Origin of the sequence: Bradyrhizobium sp. 134 (assembly GCF_023074155.1) — a bacterium.
Classification (GTDB): Bacteria; Pseudomonadota; Alphaproteobacteria; order Rhizobiales; family Xanthobacteraceae; genus Bradyrhizobium.
In genome coordinates, this window is sequence record NZ_JADPKX010000001.1 from 1 (window position 1) to 20,350 (window position 20,350).

14 protein-coding genes and 3 pseudogenes are annotated in these 20,350 nt (G+C 59.1%); 10 read left to right on the top strand and 7 right to left on the bottom strand.

The annotated features are described in order from the left end of the window. Window positions 1-475: 475 nt before the first annotated feature. Complete coding sequence (locus tag IVA75_RS00005; RefSeq protein WP_247282881.1) at window positions 476-1,240, bottom strand: endonuclease/exonuclease/phosphatase family protein; 765 nt, start codon at window positions 1,238-1,240, stop codon at window positions 476-478. Between the two features lie 712 nt (window positions 1,241-1,952). Between IVA75_RS00005 and IVA75_RS00010 the strand changes: the two genes are divergently transcribed. Then, window positions 1,953-2,741, top strand: a complete 789-nt coding sequence (locus IVA75_RS00010) for a Crp/Fnr family transcriptional regulator (protein ID WP_247282879.1) — start codon at window positions 1,953-1,955, stop codon at window positions 2,739-2,741. Here IVA75_RS00010 and IVA75_RS00015 read toward each other — a convergent pair. Further along, window positions 2,699-2,902, bottom strand: coding sequence for a hypothetical protein (locus IVA75_RS00015; RefSeq protein ID WP_083926557.1), 204 nt, complete (start codon window positions 2,900-2,902; stop codon window positions 2,699-2,701). The two genes, IVA75_RS00010 and IVA75_RS00015, sit on opposite strands and share 43 nt — an antisense overlap. A 119-nt stretch (window positions 2,903-3,021) precedes the next feature. Continuing rightward, on the bottom strand, window positions 3,022-3,462 hold the full coding sequence (locus IVA75_RS00020) for a phasin family protein (protein ID WP_247282877.1): 441 nt from the start codon (window positions 3,460-3,462) through the stop codon (window positions 3,022-3,024). A 1,414-nt stretch (window positions 3,463-4,876) separates the two neighbouring features. Here IVA75_RS00020 and IVA75_RS00025 point away from each other — a divergent pair. After that, entirely contained in the window at window positions 4,877-5,149 is a 273-nt protein-coding gene (locus IVA75_RS00025) for a hypothetical protein (protein WP_247282874.1), read from the top strand. A 12-nt stretch (window positions 5,150-5,161) separates the two neighbouring features. Here IVA75_RS00025 and IVA75_RS00030 read toward each other — a convergent pair whose 3' ends face one another. After that, entirely contained in the window at window positions 5,162-5,908 is a 747-nt protein-coding gene (locus IVA75_RS00030; RefSeq protein ID WP_247282872.1) for a response regulator transcription factor, read from the bottom strand. A gap of 958 nt (window positions 5,909-6,866) precedes the next feature. Between IVA75_RS00030 and IVA75_RS00035 the strand changes: the two genes are divergently transcribed. Continuing rightward, a complete protein-coding gene (locus IVA75_RS00035) occupies window positions 6,867-7,208 on the top strand; it encodes an H-NS histone family protein (RefSeq protein WP_247282871.1) in 342 nt (113 codons plus the stop codon). A 55-nt stretch (window positions 7,209-7,263) separates the two neighbouring features. Here the strand turns inward: IVA75_RS00035 and IVA75_RS00040 are convergent. Further along, window positions 7,264-7,491, bottom strand: a pseudogene (locus IVA75_RS00040) (hypothetical protein). Between the two features lie 434 nt (window positions 7,492-7,925). Between IVA75_RS00040 and IVA75_RS00045 the strand changes: the two are divergent. Beyond that, window positions 7,926-8,918, top strand: coding sequence for a hypothetical protein (locus IVA75_RS00045; protein ID WP_247282868.1), 993 nt, complete (start codon window positions 7,926-7,928; stop codon window positions 8,916-8,918). Here IVA75_RS00045 and IVA75_RS00050 read toward each other — a convergent pair. Together IVA75_RS00050 and IVA75_RS00055 are read right to left on the bottom strand one after the other, a co-directional pair. Continuing rightward, on the bottom strand, window positions 8,908-9,306 hold the full coding sequence (locus tag IVA75_RS00050; protein WP_247282867.1) for a VOC family protein: 399 nt from the start codon (window positions 9,304-9,306) through the stop codon (window positions 8,908-8,910). The genes IVA75_RS00045 and IVA75_RS00050 overlap by 11 nt on opposite strands. Window positions 9,307-9,401: 95 nt before the next feature. After that, window positions 9,402-10,025: a GNAT family protein gene (locus IVA75_RS00055; RefSeq protein ID WP_247282866.1), complete on the bottom strand. Its 624-nt coding sequence runs from the start codon at window positions 10,023-10,025 to the stop codon at window positions 9,402-9,404. Between the two features lie 327 nt (window positions 10,026-10,352). Between IVA75_RS00055 and IVA75_RS00060 the strand changes: the two genes are divergently transcribed. The 6 genes and pseudogenes from IVA75_RS00060 to IVA75_RS00085 all read left to right on the top strand — a co-directional run. Beyond that, on the top strand, window positions 10,353-12,035 hold the full coding sequence (locus IVA75_RS00060) for an HAD-IIIC family phosphatase (RefSeq protein WP_247282865.1): 1,683 nt from the start codon (window positions 10,353-10,355) through the stop codon (window positions 12,033-12,035). Next, window positions 12,022-12,264 carry an acyl carrier protein gene (locus tag IVA75_RS00065; protein WP_247282864.1) on the top strand — a complete coding sequence of 81 codons (243 nt, stop codon included), beginning with the start codon at window positions 12,022-12,024 and terminating at the stop codon, window positions 12,262-12,264. Before IVA75_RS00060 ends, IVA75_RS00065 begins: the two co-directional genes overlap by 14 nt. Before the next feature lie 444 nt (window positions 12,265-12,708). Next, window positions 12,709-17,352, top strand: coding sequence for a DUF4082 domain-containing protein (locus tag IVA75_RS00070; protein ID WP_247282863.1), 4,644 nt, complete (start codon window positions 12,709-12,711; stop codon window positions 17,350-17,352). Between the two features lie 72 nt (window positions 17,353-17,424). Next, window positions 17,425-18,600, top strand: coding sequence for a hypothetical protein (locus IVA75_RS00075; protein WP_247282862.1), 1,176 nt, complete (start codon window positions 17,425-17,427; stop codon window positions 18,598-18,600). Between the two features lie 102 nt (window positions 18,601-18,702). Next, a pseudogene (locus IVA75_RS00080) lies at window positions 18,703-18,964 on the top strand (transposase); the annotation flags it as partial. A 90-nt stretch (window positions 18,965-19,054) separates the two neighbouring features. After that, window positions 19,055-20,067, top strand: a pseudogene (locus IVA75_RS00085) (IS3 family transposase); the annotation flags it as partial. Window positions 20,068-20,350: the final 283 nt, after the last annotated feature.

Here is a 20,350-nt window from a genome sequence, read left to right on the forward strand (position 1 = left end):
CTAGCCTCGGACTTTCGAGCTCAAGCCAAGTAGTCCTCTGGCGGTGCCTTCCTTCAGCCCAGAACGATAGTTTCAACTCTCAGGCAGGGCATGCACCTGGAGGCATTGGCGGCGGGCAGGTTTGCAATTGCTGGCAGGGACGCGAGAAACTCCATTGGACGCTGACATCTGTTGCTGATGAGGGTTGGTGCCTTGTCCGTGCCACCGCCTTGCGCCATGGCTGGTCCGGCAAAAGGTGAGAACGGTGATTCCAATGGCCGGCGTTTACACCTCCGGACGACTACCGGGCGGCTGTATCGAAAATAGGCCCCACCAGCGTGAGCCCTATTGCTCCTGAACCGAGACTCAGTTCTGATTTCGATCATTGCGGCCAAATTGCTTGCGGGGGGCCGCCGGCGGGCCAGACGTCCTCTACCCTTCCTTGCAACGACAGTTTTTTTAGTAGCTCCGCCATTCTTCTATTCCGAAAGCTTGATTACAATGGGCTGGTGACGGTCGCTTCGTTGACCTCGATGCTGCGAACGTAGCCGGTCAAATCTTCCGTCACGAAAATGAAGTCGCGGCAGTCGGGCCCGTCGGCCCGCTGCGCGCGGTCGTAGATTCCGCAAGTCGGCGCACGCGCGCGGCCGGGACGATCGGCGGTCCATGCATCCCGATACGCCAGACCAGGCCGGCCAGTTCGGGCAATCAATGCGTGCTGAGGGTCGGCAACATCAAAATTGAAATCGCCACACAGCAGGCTCGACGCAGCGACGGTTTGACTTCCGTACGGCTCATCGTGCCGGGAGCCGGCCTGCTTCGGACTCATCGACGCGTCCTCCTGCAAATCCAGCAGCCGCGCGATCTTTGCCTCGCGCTGGACTGCCGACTGAAACTCGAGATGCGTGTTGACGACGTGGATCGCGCCAAACGAGGCCCGAACCGTCACCTCCAAAGTGTGACGGCGCATGCTGCGCACCCTGCCTACACCCGGCCATGGCAGCAGGTGGTTGGCAATCTGCAGCACGGGCAACCGGGACAGCGTCATATTGCCGAAGTGATGGAGGTTGCCATCACGGTCGACAGTTTCGATAGCAGGTCGGAATATTGCGGAGTAGCCGGGCAACAGGGCTGCCAGCTGTGCGCTCTGATCCGCTCCATCACCAAATCTCGAGAAATTCGCGCTCACCTCCTGGAAGCAGAACACGTCGGCATCGAGCGTCTGTCGGGCGACGGCAACGATCCTCGCCAGATCGGTCAAGCCGTCGCGGCCTTTTCCGGCAATGTTCCAGGTGAGAAGTCTCGAAATACTGTAGTGTCTCAAAGGCCGTTCTGACATTTTCGGCGTTTTTGGCCATTGAGATCACTACGGAATTTCCCGTTGCCAGAATGGCGGTTGCCCCCCAGGCTACGGTCAAAACCGGTTTGCGCCTCTATAGAAATCCGTGAAGCAATGGTGGTAGCTATCAGCAACACGGTGCTTCCGCCCAACACGCTGGCACGCACGACGAGCAGGGAGGACCCGCTCCAGGGAAGGCTTGTTGCGCGCCCGCCACACGCGGGGCCAATCGCTAGGATGGTGGGCGCACCAGGGCTCGAACCTGGGACCCGCTGATTAAGAGTCAGCCACGAGTTAAGAACGTTCAATGATTAGGCGGTCGCCGCCTTAGCATACTCGGCCAAAAAATGGCATCCGTCGCACAGGCATAGAGCGTCCGCTCCGATGACACTCTTTCCGGACGAGCGATAGGCTTGGCCGACATCAACTGCAAAGCCCGCGAGCCTGCCGGTCCCAGTTGGAGCCAATCGCAGGATCTAGCGGGATCGTGCGTGGCGGTGCCGTCGCACACGCACGACTCCACGAAGGGAACCATATCTCCGGTGACCGGTTGGACCCCTGTTGAGTTGTGCGGCCAGTTGGGCACCAGCGGCCCCGTCCCAGCACCGGCCATCCGTCGGGGACGAATCCCGTGATGGATCACGCGACCAGAGTTGAGAATCGATTGTTAGCAGCGTTGCCGCCGGCGGATTTTGCCTTGCTTGCACCTCATCTGCGGAAAGTCGTGCTCGCGCGCGACGCAGTGCTGGTCCGATCGGGCGACCGGATCAATCACCTTCTCTTCCCCTGCAGTGGCGCGATTGCCTTTATTGTGGACTTGCCGAACGGGCAGACCGTCGCGACGGGGCTGGTCGGCCATGAGGGTGCCATCGGTCTGACGTCGGCGCTTGGCGCATCCCGCTCCCCCCTGACGGCGGTGGTCCGCGTCCCAGGGGCCGTGCTGCAGATCCCGGCGGCGCAATTTCTGCCGGCGCTGGGTCGCAGCCCCGCGATCGCATCCATGGTGCAGATCTTCACGAGATCGCTGCTGACGCAATTTCAGCACGTCGCGGCCTGCAATGCACTGCACTCCGTCGAAGCTCGGATGGCCTGCTGGCTGCTTCAAATTCATGACCGGGCGAATGGCAGCAATCTCCTCCCTTTGACCCAGGAGACTATGTCGGAGCTACTGGGCGTCCGACGCACCACGGTCACGCATGTTGTGAGGGCGTTGCGCGCGTCAAGAGCGTTGAAATCCAGCCGCCGCGGTCAGCTCGAGATTGACCGGCCGCGGCTCGAAGCCGTGGCATGCGAGTGCTACAAGGTGATGAGCCGCAGGATCGATCGGATAATATCGCGTGGCGGAGCAGGACTTATTCAAGCGGCGCCGGCACGAGACGCCTACCAGCCGCCCGGCAACCGACTATCCAGGGCAGGCTCGTAGACCCAGGCCTCTCGCGCGAACCACTCGTGTGTAGCCGCGCAGACCCGACAATAGGTGCGCGAGAAGAATACCGCGCTGCAGCGAAACCTTTCGCGATCAGTCTCGATACCCGTCGAAATAGCGTCGCCCGTTTCCGGGCACTTGATCATTACCACGCCCATCTTGATTTCCTGCAATCTGTTGCGGACCCTGAGCACGTTGGCCCGCCATCGACTGGACCGAGCGTCCCCCCGTTGCGGAGACGCCTGTCCAGTCGATCCGCGCGGCCGGTAGCCTCGGTTCAGACGGTCTTGTGCAGCACTCTGTTGAAGCCGGTCTTGATGGGCTCGGTCGTCTCGATCGCAACTTTCTGCGCGAGCTCCCAAAGCTCCCGATTCTGTGCGGAGACGACTTCGAAAGCCTCGCGGCTTCGGGCGGTCGAAAGATGCACGATATCCAGCAGCGACCTGGTCTCAGCGAGGCGGGATAAAAACTCCAGGGTGGCGCTGGTATTGTCTTTGGAAATCTCGATGACCTTGGCGCCGTAATCGACGGCCCCTCTGGCGTTCATAGAGCAGGCTTCACGGAGAATGTCGCTGATCTCCTCGGAAGTCGCTTTCATGCTCGCGATATTGTTCTTGGTCTGTGCGGCGCCCTGCTCGGCGAAGCCACGGAGGAGTTCCTGGAAATTCAAAAGCGGCAAATCGAACCTTGGTTTTGCACCATTCGTGTTCTCATTCACCGGATCGGCCTGCGTTTCGACTTCACATTGGCATCATTCACGAGCTTTCATCCTTTCGAGCAAAACTAGTTAATGGATTGAAGACTCTTTGCTCCCGGCACGTACTGCGCCAGAAAACCAGCGCCCCTGTTCTCGGCGTGACCGGAGGCTGCTGCGGATGAACCGCTCGGCCCCTGCCGAAGCCAAATATGATCGATTAAATTCGAAACATCCGTACGCTTTCGGACTCTCGCTGAATAATTTGATGGGTTGCGACCAGGCGGAGCTTTAGATCTGCGACGTTGCAGCGACCGCTCGGTTGCACTCTGAGCTTGCTCGTCGTCTGAGATAGCCGGACTGGCGCAGCTCGCGCTGATGGTTCTCTTCTCGATCCACCCAGTCCCTGAGACTCTCAAGTTCTGCGAGTTGAGAGGCAAGCGCTTCGAGACGCTGGCGAAGAACAGCGGCAGGGTTGTCCACTCGAGCGCAGATTTTCATGTGAGGTCTCCTAGCAATATGTCCGCGAGAATTCCGCCAGCTTTGACGTGGCCAAAAAATATGAAATCAAAGGAAAACGCGACTAATTCGGCATGCTGCGTTGCCGATGACGATGCGGCGGCGTGTTAAAAAAGTACTCATGTGCCCCGGCGCACGGCACGCTGCATTGGGTCTGGCTGCTCAGCCTTGCAACAACAGCGGATCGAACCGTTGTTAAGGCTCGGAGCGGGTTGCGCTCGAAAGTCGAGAGGCGGCTCGCTCGCACCCGGGCTTGTGCCTCCGCTCGTCGTCTTCTTCATCTGCACAATCGACCCCTCCATATGCGGCCGGATTTCCGGAGTTCCCTCCCGTCGCGAAAGGTCCTTTGCCACCGGTCGCTCCGCCCGATCTGCCGCCCCCGCCGGATGGCTTTCCAGCAGCAGATGAGCCACCACGGCGCCCCCCAGGTCCGCCACTACCTCCAGGTGACCCGCCGCCAGAGGACCCCGAGGCCGCAGAGGACGGACGATCGTTGTCGAAGAATGACTGGTCCCTGTCATCGCCATGCGTTGCTCCGTTCTGTCCGCCTGAACGTGCGATGGCTGTCGAGGTCAGCGAGGTCGACAGCAGCAGCGTTATGACGGGGGGTGTCACGGCCGCGAATCTTCCGCAGGTTTTCAGGAACGCCCGCCGGTCGTCATCTTCATTGCCGCCTTGAGTCACGATGCACTCCCCTTGATTTAATTTGCTTTATTGGTATTATATATTAAATAGACTTTCAACCAAAATTTTGTTTGAAAAATGGAGATTGCGAGGCGTGCGCCGCCGGCAGATTGCCAGCATGGCCTCGGGCTTGCTCGCCCCGGCGCCGGGACCCCAATCTGGAGTGTCAAACTAATATTTAATATGCATATATCTGATTAGCTTGATTAAGGGCAGCGCACGACGGATGATTGCCATGCCACTGCAATTTCACCGGCCCATCGAAAACATGGAGATCTGGAGCGCGAGCGGCCATGGCTTCTCGTTTGTGATCAGCCTGGAGAGCCCTACCGGTCGGGGCTTTCACGGACGCTCCGGGTACCTGGCGAGTTGGCGACCACTCTACGAGAACAATGGCGCGATCAAGATCAGCGGGTCGCCCTTCCGAACATTGGCTGAGGCCGAAGGAGCCTGCCGCAACATGGCCGAGCATCTGCGCGCCGCAACCGATGCTCACGGCCCAGCATGATGCGATGTCCAGCTAACGCGTGCGTTCCGGAAGGACATTGCTGCGCTTGACGTCCTCGTCGTTTCGAACCGCCGAATCCTGCTGTAGTAGGCCGGAAGAGGCGAGTTCACGTGCGGCCGCATGTTTCCCGTTTTGCGAAATTGCAAATGCCGCGAGAACTGTTCGATTGCTGATATCGAGCTTCTGGAAGATGTGGTGAAGGTGGACTTTGATCGTACCATCGGTAATGCTCAGGAAACGCCCAATCTCCTTGTTCGACAGCCCCTCCGATACAAGTCTTATGATCTGCCGCTCCCGGTCGGTCAGCTGCGTCGGAGCCTTTTCCTCACCGGTGTGAGACTCCCCACGGCCCTCGCCACCTGTGCACGGCGACCGCGATGCCGGTCCCTGGCGTTCCGCAACCTTCCTCAGGGTCGCGACCAGCATCTCCGGCTCAGCATCCCTCGTGAGGACGAGGCAGGCGCGGCCCGCGGCCAGCGTCTGCAACCATTGATCGCCGGCCTTTTCAGCGAAGAAAATGACCCGGGTACCTTGGCCAGCGGTGTTTGCGATAGCCAGAATGTCCGGTCGACTGATACTGGGCATTGCAATATCGACCAGTGCAATGTCGGGCACCAGAAGTCGGATGGCCCCAATACAGCTTGCAGTATCGGCGCAGGCGGCCACGATCGCAAAATCGCGCTGCGCCGCAAGAACGCTGCTGATCCCCTGCAAGACGATCGGGTGCCGATCCGCGATGACGACTCTGATGCGGCGCATGCTTCCCCTGCCTATTCCTGATACCCCGCGCGGCAGTTTTTATTCCTGCATTCACCTCAAGACGCGCGGGAAGCACAACCAATCCGTTCTGCCAAAACGCCGCACTGTCAATTCGTCACGGCCCGCATCGGCAACGCATGATGGCCACACCACTGTAACTCGCTTTGAGAATGCGTGCAGCACCGTAGGATTGCGGTCCTCCATGGGAAATCCGAAGCAGCCGATTCATCTACAAAACAGCGCCTTCTCAGCTGGCTATGATCTGCAAAACTCTCCCGCAGATCTGGCGCTCCAGTATGTGGCTGCCTTGTCAGGATTGGTTAACCGCCATCAAGCTCATCACCAACCACTTATTACGAACGATATATAGTCACATTCATGATTCCAATCTAACATTCGACAAACTTGAGCGGAGCGAGGCAGCTGAAAAGCTCGACCCATAACTCGAAGAGGGAGGCTCAAAAAGTAATACTATTCATAACCTCAATATGAGGAGAATTTTCCAAGCATTAATCAGACGTCTCGAACGATAACGGCTCTGCTTCGGCAGTAGCACCGATGAAAACCTGGTCAGCAAAGTTCGGGCGACATTTTCGCTAACCCGGCAAACTTCAATCTGCGGTCACGGGTCATCGCTGGTAATGAGTAGGTGGTCATATGTATTCTTCGGCTGTTTTGCGGCAAACGCATGAATCTCTGATCGTTCAATTCACCGAATTGCAGAATTTACGTAGTCGCGTGTCGATGGCCGAGCAGCGCTTGCTCGGCCCGATGCGAAGGGTCCGCCGGCGGAGACCGGCTGGGAGGCGACCGGCCGGTCGAAGGCACAGGCCCGGCTGGTAGCCCCCAAAAGTACTGCACTGCACACTCGGCGCAGGCCGATCAGGCTTGCCCGACCGGGCTTCGACCTGATAAGCCCCCCTCCTATTTCAAATCGGAAGTAGTGGGGACGGCTTCCATGGGGAACGACGAGTGGGCATCTGCAACCACAGCCGAGCTGTGGCGGCTTTACGATGAAGTGACGACTGTTCTAAGCCGGAGAATGATTGCGGAAAAGGCCAAGCTCGAAGAGCGACTCCGCAGGATCGAGGGGACTTCCGGAGCCCCAAACGAGGAACGTGCGCGCCGCCCCTACCCGCCAGTACTGCCGAAGTATCAGAACCCGAAAAACCCATCCGAGACTTGGTCCGGTCGCGGTAAGCAACCCCGATGGCTGAAAGCGCAGCTTCGAGCCGGCAAGAAGCTGAACGATCTATTGATTAGCCGCTCATCCAGCCAAAAGCGCCGCCGGACCGGTTGAGCACGGCGTGGCCCCGACACGCCGCAACGGCGCAGCCGTCCATGGACCGCAAAATCTAGCGATCGCGATCCTCTTTATTGTTAGGACTGCCGTCACCGCCGCCGCTGCCGTAGCCATTATTGCCATGCACAATACGGCTGCCTGAACTGGTATGGCGGTTGAAGTCAGAGAGGTGGACAGCAACAGCGTCATGGCAGGGAGGGGTGACGGCGGCAAATTTTCCGCAGCTCTTCAGGAACTCACGACGATCTTCAGTGTCCTCCAATCGTCGTTGAGATAAAATATGCCAGAATGGACATACGGCAAGTTAAATCTGTTAATTCAACGATTTAATTAAAATGACGGCCCGCCGTCACAGCATAGCCCTCAACGGCGACCCGGTCGCACAGTCCATTACGAGCATTGAGGTTGCACTACCGCGCCGTCTCGGCCAGAGCGCGGTCACGGCCCGTCATTGACATTAAATTGGCAATATTATAAACATAAATACATCAATTAACTCGCAAGTAACTTTCGCTTATAAACCTTTTCGGCGCACAACGAGCTCACGGCAGCTCGACCACATAGGCGGCGCACAAAGCATCGCTCCTGCCAAGTGGTAAAAACGAAAGTCAATTCATGACCGGAACCGAGACCGGAGCAACATTCAGGCAATTGCGGCCTGGCTTCGAGACGGCCTTGCGACCAGGATTCTCACTCCCGCGTCTAGGAGCCTTGATGAGCCGAGCGCTAACGGCAACGCTCTTAGACCTGTCGGAATTAACGGTTCTCACTGAGGCTGCGACGGGCGCGTATGCCGTGACGGCCGTTCTGGCAGCGATGGCCGGAGCCAGGCACGTCTATGCCTTCACGAAACCTACGCGGCACGGAACACCAGGCGATGCCAGGCAACAGACTCTGGAGCTTGCAGATTCGGTCGGTGTGGCCGATCGCATCGACGTCTTGGAGCAGATCACCCCGGATATTCTCAATCAAACGGATATTGTAACCAACAGCGGCCATCTTCGGCCTCTTACCGCTGCGCTAATTGATAAGTTACCAAAGGAGGCCGTTATCGCGTTGATGTTCGAGGCTTGGGAATATCGCCCCAACGACCTCGACATGGAAGCATGCTTGCGGCGCGGAATTCCGATCGTCGGCGTGAACGAACGCCACCCGGCAGTCGACGTCTTCTCATTTCTCGGTCCACTGTGCGTGAAGCAACTTCACGATTGCGGTTTACCCGTGTACAAGAATCGCATTGGTGTGCTGTGTGACAATGACTTTGTTGGCTCGCTTCGCGCCGGTCTCGCGAACTGTGGAGCGAGTGTGGAAACCTTTGACAGCGTCCAAGCTGTGTATCGCGACGAGTGGGACGGAATCATCATTGCGCTGCGACCGGCGGCTCAGCCTCGTATCGGTTCGCCGGAAGCAGCGCACCTTGCTGCTTGCGCGCCCGCCGGCGGGGTTATCGTGCAGTTTTGGGGCGATATGGATCGAACCGTATTGTCAGCCAATGGATTGGCCGTTTGGCCAACAGCGCCTCCTGCATTGGGGCACATGGGCATTCTCCTGTCGGAGATCGGCCCTGAACCGATCGTGAGGCTGCAGGCAGGCGGGCTCCGCGCTGCTGAGTGGGTTCGGCGCAGTAGAACCGTTTCGTCTGACGGATTCGCGCAACTCGTTACTCGGCCCCTCGTCGAGCTTTCGCCAATTCACACTAGGTCCTAGCCTCGATGAGCTCGATGAGTGTGCGCGTCGCGGAGGCGAGAAACACTATGCGACGCATGTCGAACGCGACCGCGGGCGCAGGCGGCGATACGGGAAGATACTGCCGCTCCCTGAAGCAAGCGATCGCGTCGTCGAGCCGCCCCACTTCGTAAGCAAGATGATAGAATTTGCCGCCGCGCTTAAGGATACCCTCCACCGGCGATTGTGCGCCGGCCGGCTCAATGAGTTCCAGGCGCGGACCGCCGCCTGACACGAACTGGATCCGAACTTGCTGGATCGGGTCCTCGAATATCGGTCCTTCAGGCCTGTAGCCAGCTATCGCGAGTTCCGGCAACTCCGCCGCGATCTTTCGGCAAGCCATTCCCAAATGATGAAAATGCAAGTCCATCTGCTATTCCTTCTTCCCTTGCCAGCGCAACGAGACGGGTGCGTCCGGAAGCGCGATGCGCTGCTTCCGTTGCTCTGGCCAGTTGCTGGGGGCAGTTAACCTTCCCGCGCATCAAGGAGCAGCGCCGACCAGGCCTGCTTCAACCGCGGATAATCTTCGCGCGACATCCGAAACGTAATCACGTCGTCGCCGTTCCACCAAGCCTTCGGCGAAATCTTTTCGATTTGGAAGCCAAGGCGAATATGGAAGTTCTTCGCAGGCCCGTTCTTGCTTTGCACGTTGGCTACGACGACCGAAAGCCCTAGCTGCGCGAACGCGAAGACTAAAAGCAGATCGAATATCTCGGCCAGAAAGAGGCGCGCACCCGGATCGACGATCAACCGCGCCACCTCGCCGCGTTTCGCCGCGAAATCCAGGTTCGCAAGGGCGATGCTGGCAGCCGGTTTTCTCGAGCGCTTGAACTCCGCAATGAAATAGTAGTCGTCCGCCCTCGCCTGGTAACTTCGGAAAAACTCTTCCTGCTGGGTCAAGGTCAGCTTTTCGCGGGTCATGAACTTGCCGAGAACGGGATCGTTCCGCCAAGCGATGATTTGCGCGGAGTCCTCCAGCCGGACCTCTCGAAGGACCAGGTTGTTTCCCTCAAGAAGCCGTTCGAGATTCTCAGTCTTGGAGGCAAGCGTGCCCGAGCTCGGCGGGTTTGATCCCATATGCGCCGTCATCTATTTATTTCACCTTAATTTAATGCGCTAAATATATTTAATTGACCTGAACATTATCATTATTTAATGTGACTGACAATCAAACGATGCTTCTTTTCTGGGTGGAGGCTCGCTATTCTCGCCGCTGTCCCCGTTTTGCCGGTCCGGCATGTAAATGATGCCGAACTCAAGTCCTTAGCGCTGTCCGGCGATGCCGCGTTCTGGGGGCATCTCGCCGCCCGCTCGCGGGAGGCCGCGAGTTTTTCCGAACTGTTCTTTCTGTCGACGCTTCGAAAAAAGGCGAAGCTACATGCGACCGAAAGTGGTCAGCCAAGACTCCGACTCGCCTTGATCGGCGGCTACAACCTGTATCCGTTGCACGAACTGGTTGAACACCTCCTGGCCATTCGTGGAATCGAGTGCGAACGCTTCCTCGGCGAGTACGATAATTTCGTCTCGGAAATCCTCGACGGCTCGAGTCCGCTGTACGCCTTCAAGCCGGATCTCGCCTTCATTCTGCCGAACGCGAGCCATTGCCGCTTTTCGGGCTCGCTCCTCGATGCCGTGAAACATCAGCGCGAAGCTGCAGTCGGCGCCGCGGAGCAGCTCCTCAACCTCGCGCGGACTTTCATCGAACGCTCAGGTGCGGCGGTGATTCTCGCCAATCTTGCGCTGCCCGCCGACCTCGATCTCGGCTCGTTTCGTTCGCGCACGCTTGGGGCCGATTGGAGTTTCCGCAAGGCGGTGAACCTTGAGCTCGGGCTCCGGGCCCCGGCTGAGGTGCAAATCTGCGACGTCGAGTTCCTCTCGGCACGCCGAGGGATCACGGCTGCGGAGGATGCGCGAGCATGGTACGAATCGAAGCAGCTCGGCTCACCTGATTTTCTGGTGGACGTCGCGCAAGAGCTAAGCCATCTGATCGCCTGCCGTAAGCAAGGCCCGAAGAAGGTGCTGGCGCTCGATCTCGATCAGACGCTATGGGGCGGCGTGATCGCGGAGGACGGTATCGAGGGAATCGAACTTGGGGACTCGTCTCCCCGCGGCGAAGCTTTCAAGGCTTTCCAGAAGTACCTCCTTGCGCTTTCCGAACGCGGCGTCCTGCTTGCGGTGTGCAGCAAGAACGACCATGCGCGCGCGATCGAGGTATTCGAGAAGCATCCCGAGATGGTTCTCCGGCTGGAGCACTTCGCGGCCTTCAAAGCCAATTGGGACCCGAAGTCCGACAACCTGCAGCGGATCGCGGATGAACTCCGCGTTGGCGTGGACAGCTTCGTATTTGCCGACGACAACCCGGCGGAGATCGAGATCGTGCGCCAGTTTCAGCCCCAGGTCGAAGGCGTGCTCCTAGGGCCGGATCCCGCCGAGTTCATCGGCCGCCTCCAGGCCGGGCGACATTTCGAGCCACGGAACGTCACCGAGGAGGATCTCGAGCGGACGGCGCAATACGGGCAGGAACGGCGACGTACGGAGCTCGCGGCGAGCGTAACCGACATGCCAGCCTACCTCGCCTCGCTCGAGATGCGAGGCACGATCAAGGAGTTCGACCCGCTCGACCTACCCCGCATTGCCCAGCTGATCGCGCGCAGCAACCAGTTCAACCTGACGACGGTCCGTCGATCCGAAACCGAGATCCAGGGGCTCCTGAAAAGGCCGGACTACCGGTGCTTCACGATGCGGCTCGAGGATCGGTTCGGCGATTCCGGGCTCATCTCTGTGGTCATTGCAAAGATCGAGGGCGGCGTCTTCGTTCTCGATACCTGGCTCATGAGCTGCCGCGTGCTTAAGCGCCAGGTCGAGGACGAGATCATGAACGAGATTTTTCGGCTTGCAGAGGTCGCCGGCTGCGCGAAAGTGCGCGGCATTTATCTTCCGACGGCCAAGAACGGGATCGTCGCCGGGATCTACGAGGAGTTTGGCTTCGTGCGTACGGAAGACTCCGCCGCCCGAAAAGAGTTCGAGCTCGCGGCGGAGAAGTATCAGACGCGTTCGACAAAGATCCGCGTAACCCGGAGGGCTTATGAAGCAGGCTGAGGTACTGGCGAAGTTGCAGGAGGTATTCGACGGTATCTTCCTTGAGAAGATCGTGGCCAAGCCCGAGCTGTCGGCGGCCGACGTCGAGGAGTGGGACTCGCTCATGCAGATCTCGCTCGTCATCGCCGTCGAGCAGAAGTTTCGCGTGCGATTCCGCGTTGGCGAAGTCGAGACGGCCCGGAACCTGGGTGAGTTCGCCGATCTGATCGCGAAACGGCTAGAGCCATAGGAGTTCGACATCGCGAGGACGATCGCGCGAGTACGCGGCCCGCCACCCGTTTTTGGTGTCTCTCGCCCAGCTTATGGGCGTGACGCGGCACCGCACTGCAAAACCGCCGCCGGCGATTGTCGTCTGGAAGCGCGCGGAACCCCTGCGCCGAGATCTTCGCCTCCACTGAAGCGAGCGCGCCTGGGGCGGGCTGCATCAACGGGAGCAGCCGACAGCAGCTGTTCATGATCCGGAGGCTGACTGGGACCACACCTTCTCAAGAGAAATTGACATCCGTGCAAACGCCGCTTGCTTCACAAGGGTATTAAAATATGTCACTAATAAATATAAATTAAAATATGTCACTTATAAATATAAATTCTTTTAATCCATTTAACTTCGCGCTCCGTGATTTGATTCTTGAATTTTCCTTACTGAGTAGAACCGACTGCGCGGGAGAACAACATGGCAAGCTTGTTCACCACTCAGGCCCCCGTCCTGACCAACAACACGGATGGGCCAGGGGCTGATTACGAGCTGGGTATGCGCTTCACCAGCGACGCTTCCGGCGTGATCCAGGCGATCCGGTACTACAAGGCCTCGAACGAGACCGGCACCCATATTGGCCACATCTGGTCGGCAACGGGCCAGGAGCTGGCAACGGTCACGTTCACCAACGAAGGCGCATCGGGCTGGCAACAGCAGGCGCTCGCCACGCCGCTCACCATCGCGGCCGGTACGACCTACGTGGTCTCGGTCAATATCAACAGTTACTACGTCTCCACCACCCAAGGCTTCGCGTCCGGCATCAGCAATGGTGGCCTGAACGCTGCGGCCGGCGCCGGCGTCTACGACTCCACTGGCGGCGTCTTCCCGACCAACGTCTATCAGAACGCAAACTACTTCCGCGACGTCGTATTCGCCGCGGGCTCGTCAAATCCCAGCAATCACCCCGGTGCGGTGAGCGTCAGCGGGACGCCGACGCAGAACCAGATTTTGACCGCGACGGTGAGCGATACGGACGGAGTGCCAGGTACCATCTCCTATCAGTGGCAACAGAGCGCGAGCGGCAGCACGTGGACCAACATCAGTGGCGCGACGGCGCGCACGCTGCCCCTCGGGCAGGCCCAGGTTGGCAGCTTCATACGCGCCACCGCCAGCTACACGGACCTGCTGGGCAGCAGCGAGGCGCCAGTGAGCACCGCGACCGCCACGGCCGTGGCCAACGTCAACGACGTCGGCGCCGTCACAATCAACGGCACGGCGAGCCAGAACCAGACGCTGACGGCCAGCGTCACGGATCCTGATGGCGTGCCAGCGAGCATCACCTATCACTGGCAGAGCAGCCCCGACGGCACCACCTGGACGAATCTCGCCGCCACGACATCGAGCCTCACTCTCGACAGCAGCCTGGTCGGCAAGCGGATCCGGGTGAATACCACCTACACCGACCAGCTCGGCACCAGCGAGAACGTGACCAGCGCGGCCACCGCGACGGTTGCAGCTGCGAGTGCCACCACCACTCTGTTCACCACTCAGTCGCCGTCCATCACCAATGCCACCGACGGGATAGGGGCGGATTATGAGCTGGGTATGCGCTTCACCAGCGACGCTTCCGGCGTGATCCAGGCGATCCGGTACTACAAGGCCTCGAACGAGACCGGCACCCATATTGGCCACATCTGGTCGGCAACGGGCCAGGAGCTGGCGACGGTCACGTTCACCAACGAAGGCGCATCGGGCTGGCAACAGCAGGCGCTCGCCACGCCGCTCACCATCGCGGCCGGTACGACCTACGTGGTCTCGGTCAATATCAACAGTTACTACGTCTCCACCACCCAAGGCTTCGCGTCCGGCATCAGCAATGGTGGCCTGAACGCTGCGGCCGGCGCCGGCGTCTACGACTCCACTGGCGGCGTCTTCCCGACCAACGTCTATCAGAACGCAAACTACTTCCGCGACGTCGTATTCGCCGCGGGCTCGTCAAATCCCAGCAATCACCCCGGTGCGGTGAGCGTCAGCGGGACGCCGACGCAGAACCAGATTTTGACCGCGACGGTGAGCGATACGGACGGAGTGCCAGGTACCATCTCCTATCAGTGGCAACAGAGCGCGAGCGGCAGCACGTGGACCAACATCAGTGGCGCGACGGCGCGCACGCTGCCCCTCGGGCAGGCCCAGGTTGGCAGCTTCATACGCGCCACCGCCAGCTACACGGACCTGCTGGGCAGCAGCGAGGCGCCAGTGAGCACCGCGACCGCCACGGCCGTGGCCAACGTCAACGACGTCGGCGCCGTCACAATCAACGGCACGGCGAGCCAGAACCAGACGCTGACGGCCAGCGTCACGGATCCTGATGGCGTGCCAGCGAGCATCACCTATCACTGGCAGAGCAGCCCCGACGGCACCACCTGGACGAATCTCGCCGCCACGACATCGAGCCTCACTCTCGACAGCAGCCTGGTCGGCAAGCGGATCCGGGTGAATACCACCTACACCGACCAGCTCGGCACCAGCGAGAACGTGACGAGCGCGGCCACCGCGACGGTTGCAGCTGCGAGTTCGGGTACCACGCTGTTCACCACCCAGGCACCCGATCTGACCAACAACACCGATGGACCAGGAGCGGATTACGAGCTGGGTATGCGCTTCACCAGCGACACGTCCGGCGTGATCCAGGCGATCCGGTACTACAAGGCCTCGAACGAGACCGGCACCCATGTGGGCCACATCTGGTCGGCCACCGGCCAGGAGCTGGCGAGGGTCACCTTCACCAACGAAGGCGCATCGGGCTGGCAGCAGCAGGCGCTCGCCACGCCGCTCACCATCGCGGCCGGCACGACTTACGTGGTCTCGGTCAACATCAACAGCTACTATGTCTCCACCACCCAAGGCTTCGCGTCCGGCATCAGCAATGGTGGCCTGAACGCTCCCGTCGGCGCCGGCGCCTACGACCCCACTGGCGGCGTCTTCCCGACCAACGTCTATCAGAACGCAAACTACTTCCGCGACGTCGTATTCGCCCAATCCAACGTCATCGCACTACTTAACAGTTCCACAATCTATGTCAGTGAAGCGGCGGGCACGGCCACCATCACTGTTGTACGCTCTGGCGACCTCCAGTCTCAAACGACCGTGGAGTACACGACGAACGAAATCGGCACCGGAGGCACGGCTACGGCGGGACTGGACTACACCCAGCCCACGTTCAATGGTCGGTCGAACACCGGTCAGATCGTCTTCGGACCCGGGGAGAGCACCAAGAGCTTCACCATCCCAATTGTGAACGATCAGCTCACCGAGGGTACCGAGACGTTCGCTGTCGGGCTTCAGAATCCCGGTTCCGGCTCCCTTGGAGCCCCGCGCACTGTGCTCGTCTCCATCATCGACGACGACTCACCCGCCTCCATAGCAATGGCGGACGCCGCCGTGAGCGTTGCCGAGAGCACAGCGACAGCGACAATCACGCTGCTGCGCAGCGGCAGCGCCAATCAAGCAGCTACGGTCGGCTTCACAACAAGTAACGGCAGCGCGGTCTCGGGATTGGACTACACGATCTCGTCCGGCACGGTGACCTTCGCCGCTGGCCAGGTGACCCAGACCATCACGGCCCCGATCATCAATGATACGACACCGGAGAGCGACGAGACCTTCACGGTCACCTTGAGCAACCCGACGGGCGCCACTCTCGGCGCACAGGCGACGACGACAGTGAAGATCCTGGATAATGACAACCCCGACCTCGGCAATTTGGTGGGCCAGACGGCCGTGACGGGGCTGAACGAACCAACAGCGATCGAATGGACTCCCGACGGCCGCTATATGCTCGTCGCGCAGAAGGACGGTGTGGTGCGCGTGGTGGACAACGGCACCCTGCGATCTACGCCGCTCATCAACCTGTCGAGCGAAGTAAATGACGTCAGCGATCGCGGACTGCTGGGCATCGCGGTGAACCCAAATTTCTTCGCAGGCAGCCCCTATGTCTACCTGCTCTACACCTACGATCCGCCCGAGACGGCGGGCCATACGGGCCTCGCGGGACCCGATCAGGCCGGAAACCGACCTTCTCGTCTGGTGAGGGTGACTGTCGACCCTACCACCATGATCGCCGATCCGGCGAGCGAGTTCGTGCTGGTCGGCAAGAACAGCACTTGGGCGTATACGAGCCGTCCGGACTTGGACAGCAACGGCGATCCCAGCATTCCTCCATCAGGTATCGTCAACGGCACCACCATAACGGCCCCCGCCAGCCAGATAGAGACCGGAGCGCAGGACAACGATCCGAACTCGGCAGGGATTCAGAATCAGAACATCCGCGATTATCTGGCGTCGGACGGCGACTCGCATACCATCGGTGCCGTTCATTTTGGCCCTGACGGCTATCTCTACCTCACCGTCGGCGACGGCACGTCATATAATTTCGCGGACCCTCGCGCAGTGCGGGTCCAAGACATCCACAATCTCTCCGGCAAGCTGTTGCGGATCGATCCGACCACAGGTGAGGGAGCAGCCGGCAATCCATTTTATCAAGCTAGCGATCCAAACAGCAATCAGTCGAAAGTCTTCTACTACGGCGTCCGCAACGCTTATCGCTTCAGCTTCGATCCGGTCACCAATCTGCCCGTGCTCGGAGATGTAGGTTGGGACAGCTGGGAAGAGATCAATACTGGCCCGGCCGGGTCGAATTTCGGATGGCCCTATCTCGAGGGCCCAGACAGGACCGCCAGCTACCAAACACTCCCCCAGGCGATCAGCTTCTACAACAATGGCAACCGCAACAATACGTCGGACCCGCCTGCCGTATTTCCCATCCTAACTCAGAGCCACGGTGCTCCGGACGGTGCCCACGTGATAACCGCGGGAGATTTCTACAATCAGAACACCATGTTCTTCGACGATGTCTACAATGGAACGATCTTCGCTGCGACCTTGAACGCAAGCCGGCAGGTTGCCAGCGTCCAGCTGGTGGACAACAACGCACCAGGCATCGTCGACCTGCAGAAGGGCCCCGACGGGTGGCTCTACGGGGCCGATATATTTGATGGTACGATCCGACGTTGGGTGGACCCCTCAGCCGCCTCCGCTCTGGGGCTCGCGGTGGGGTCCTGACGGGCGCCGGCCATAGTGAGCGTCGAACTGCGACTGTTCGGGGACGCGATCGTTCTTCCCGCGTGGAATGGCATGGATATCGATGTCCGGGAAGCTGACCCTGATGCGGCCAATGGTGGTTTTTCTAAACTCAATTGTGAGCCCTACGATTTTCTATCGAATTCCAGTTGGCGAAAAGCTGCAGAAGATCGAGGCCGTTTAGGGGGACTGATGAGAGTCGCAGAAATATTGACGTCTATCGCGTCGATCTCTTTGAGTTTGGGGATCGGAGCAATGTCGCCGACCGCCGCCGCTCAAGAGCAGAAATCATTTAGATTTTCAACTTCATCCATACCGCCGAGGTTTAACCTTGGCGATCGCGTCGAGGCCTCGCGGCAGGTGAGGGTTCGAGCCAGTGGTTCACTCGGTGGTCCCCTACTTGGCACTCAACCTGCCGGGGTTTACGATAAACTCGTCGCTGGTCGGGCAAGCGCAAACGGCTATATCCCATGGCGCATCGCTCACGATAACGGCGTAGATGGTCCTCGCGGTAACGACAATTCCAATCCTCCCCCAGCTAGCTCGTCGCCGGCTCCCGCAGCAGCCCCCGCTCCTACTCCTGCACCGGCTCCGTCATCGATGCCTTCGAGTGGACCGCCGCTTTCCTTTAACGATCCGCGCTTTACCAGTGCTATCTCCCACAGCCGTTTGGATGATGGCGTACCGGATGGTGGATCACTCACAGATCGAAGCTATATCTATTACGAAGTCGGCGACAACACGGTTGGCTGCTGGGGCAGCTGCACCTTAACAAGACTCCGAATCCAATCGCGCGAATGTATCCGAGCGATTAAAGGCAATATCGTAATTGCGGATTCTTATCTTGAGGCTACAGGACAAGGCGATGACCATGCCGATGTGATTCAGGCCTATGGTCCCGGCAATCACGGAACGATCACTCTGCGCAATACTTCCATTGTCGCGCACAACACCTCCGCAACCGCCGGGATATTTGTCGCCGACAGTTGGAAGCCCGATTTGATTGATCTGGAAAACGTCATGTTCCAGGGGGGCCCGTTTGGTCTGCGTCTTCACGCCGATGGTTACATGAACGCACACTTGCGAATGAAGAATGTATGCTTTGTCGGACCGTTCCCCTTGCGCAAGTTTTTCATCACCGACTTTATCATCGATGAGTGGACGAACGTGAATGACTGCGTCATTCAAAATGGTCAACTTGTTATTGTAAAATCAATTCGGCGCCCCTGACCGCTCTATGAGAGAACGCAAGATTTCCCGAGGACTCCGTGACCTGCCCCTGCGTATTTCCTCCAGATGGAGTTAGAGTCCGGCCCGAAGAAGGACGGACAGATGAAGCGAGCAAGGTTCACGGAAGAACAGATTATCGCAGTATTGAAGGAGCATGAGGCTGGGGCAAAGACGGCCGACCTGGCTCGCAAGCACGGGGTCTCGGAAGCAACGATCTACAATTGGAAGGCCAAATTCGGCGGCATGGACGTTTCAGAGGCGAAGCGGCTGAGGGCGCTTTGAGGACGAGAACGCGAAGCTGAAGAAGCTTCTAGCCGAGCAGATGCTCGACGCCGCCGCCCTTCGCGAGCTTCTTTCAAAAAAATGGTAGGGGACTGACGTACCCCCGCCAAATTAGGCCAGTTTGAACTGGAATTTTCCATTTATGATCTCCTGACGGGACGAGGAGAGTTCCATGAAGGCATCGAAGTTTTCAGAGGCGCAGATCGCATTTGTTTTGAAGCAAGCTGAAGATGGCTCGGCAGTGGCAGAGGTCTGCCGCAAGGCCGGGATCAGCGAGGCGACGTTCTACAATTGGAGAAAGAAGTATGCTGGCCTGTTGCCCACAGAGATGAAGCGGCTGCGTCAGCTTGAGGAAGAGAACAGCAAGCTGAAGCGGATTGTCGCCGACCTGTCCTTGGACAAGGCCATGCTTCAGGATGTGCTGTCAAAAAACCTCTAAAGCCTGGCCGCAAGCGTGAGCTTGTCGACAAGGTGCGAAGTGACTGGAAGGTCTCGATCAGGCGGGCCTGCTCGGCTCTTCGGATCGATCGCGCACTGTACGTCTACAAGTCGAAACGCGGCGACCAGGCCGCTCTCAAAAGTCGGATCAAGGACATCTGCGAGACGCGGGTGAGATACGGCTATCGCCGGGTCCATGTCCTGCTGCAACGTTACGGCTGGGCCATCAACGTCAAACGCGTCTATCGTCTTTATCGGGAATTAAGCCTGCAATTACGCAACAAAGCGCCGAAGCGTCGCGTGAAGGCTAAGCTGCGCGAGGATAGGACGGAAGCACGCCAGATCAATGAGACCTGGGCAATGGACTTCGTTCACGACCAGCTCGCCACGGGCCGCAAGATCCGTGTTCTCACGATTGTGGACACCCTCAGTCGCTTCTCGCCAGCCGTCGATCCGCGCTTCAGTTATCGAGGCGAGGATGTCGTGCTGACCTTGGAGCGTATCTGCAAGCTCCTTGGCTATCCCAGGACGATTCGCGTCGACCAGGGATCAGAGTTTATCTCCCGCGATCTCGATATCTGGGCTTACCAGAAGGGCGTGGTGCTGGATTTCTCGCGGCCGGGAAAACCGACGGACAACAGCTTCATCGAATCTTTCAACGGCAAGTTCAGAAGCGAGTGCCTGAATACGCACTGGTTCCTGAGCCTTGACGACGCGCGGCAGAAAATGGAGGATTGGCATAGAGACTAAAACGAAGTCCGGCCCCACAGCGCGATCGGCAATAAGGCGCCGATATCGCTGTTGAATGGCTCATCGGCGCCCTCGCCGGCATGAGCATAACCCCGGAAAATTCCAGCGCCGGTTGGCCTAGTTTTGGGGAGCACTTCAAAACCCCGGAAAATTCCAGCATCAGCTGGCCTAGTTTTGGGGAGCACTTCAACATCCCCGAGGCTCTAACCGCGGCCGGATGAAAGTTCGGTGGCAGATCACCCCCCTCACCCCTGCAACATCCGAAGTGTCCAGGTTCCCG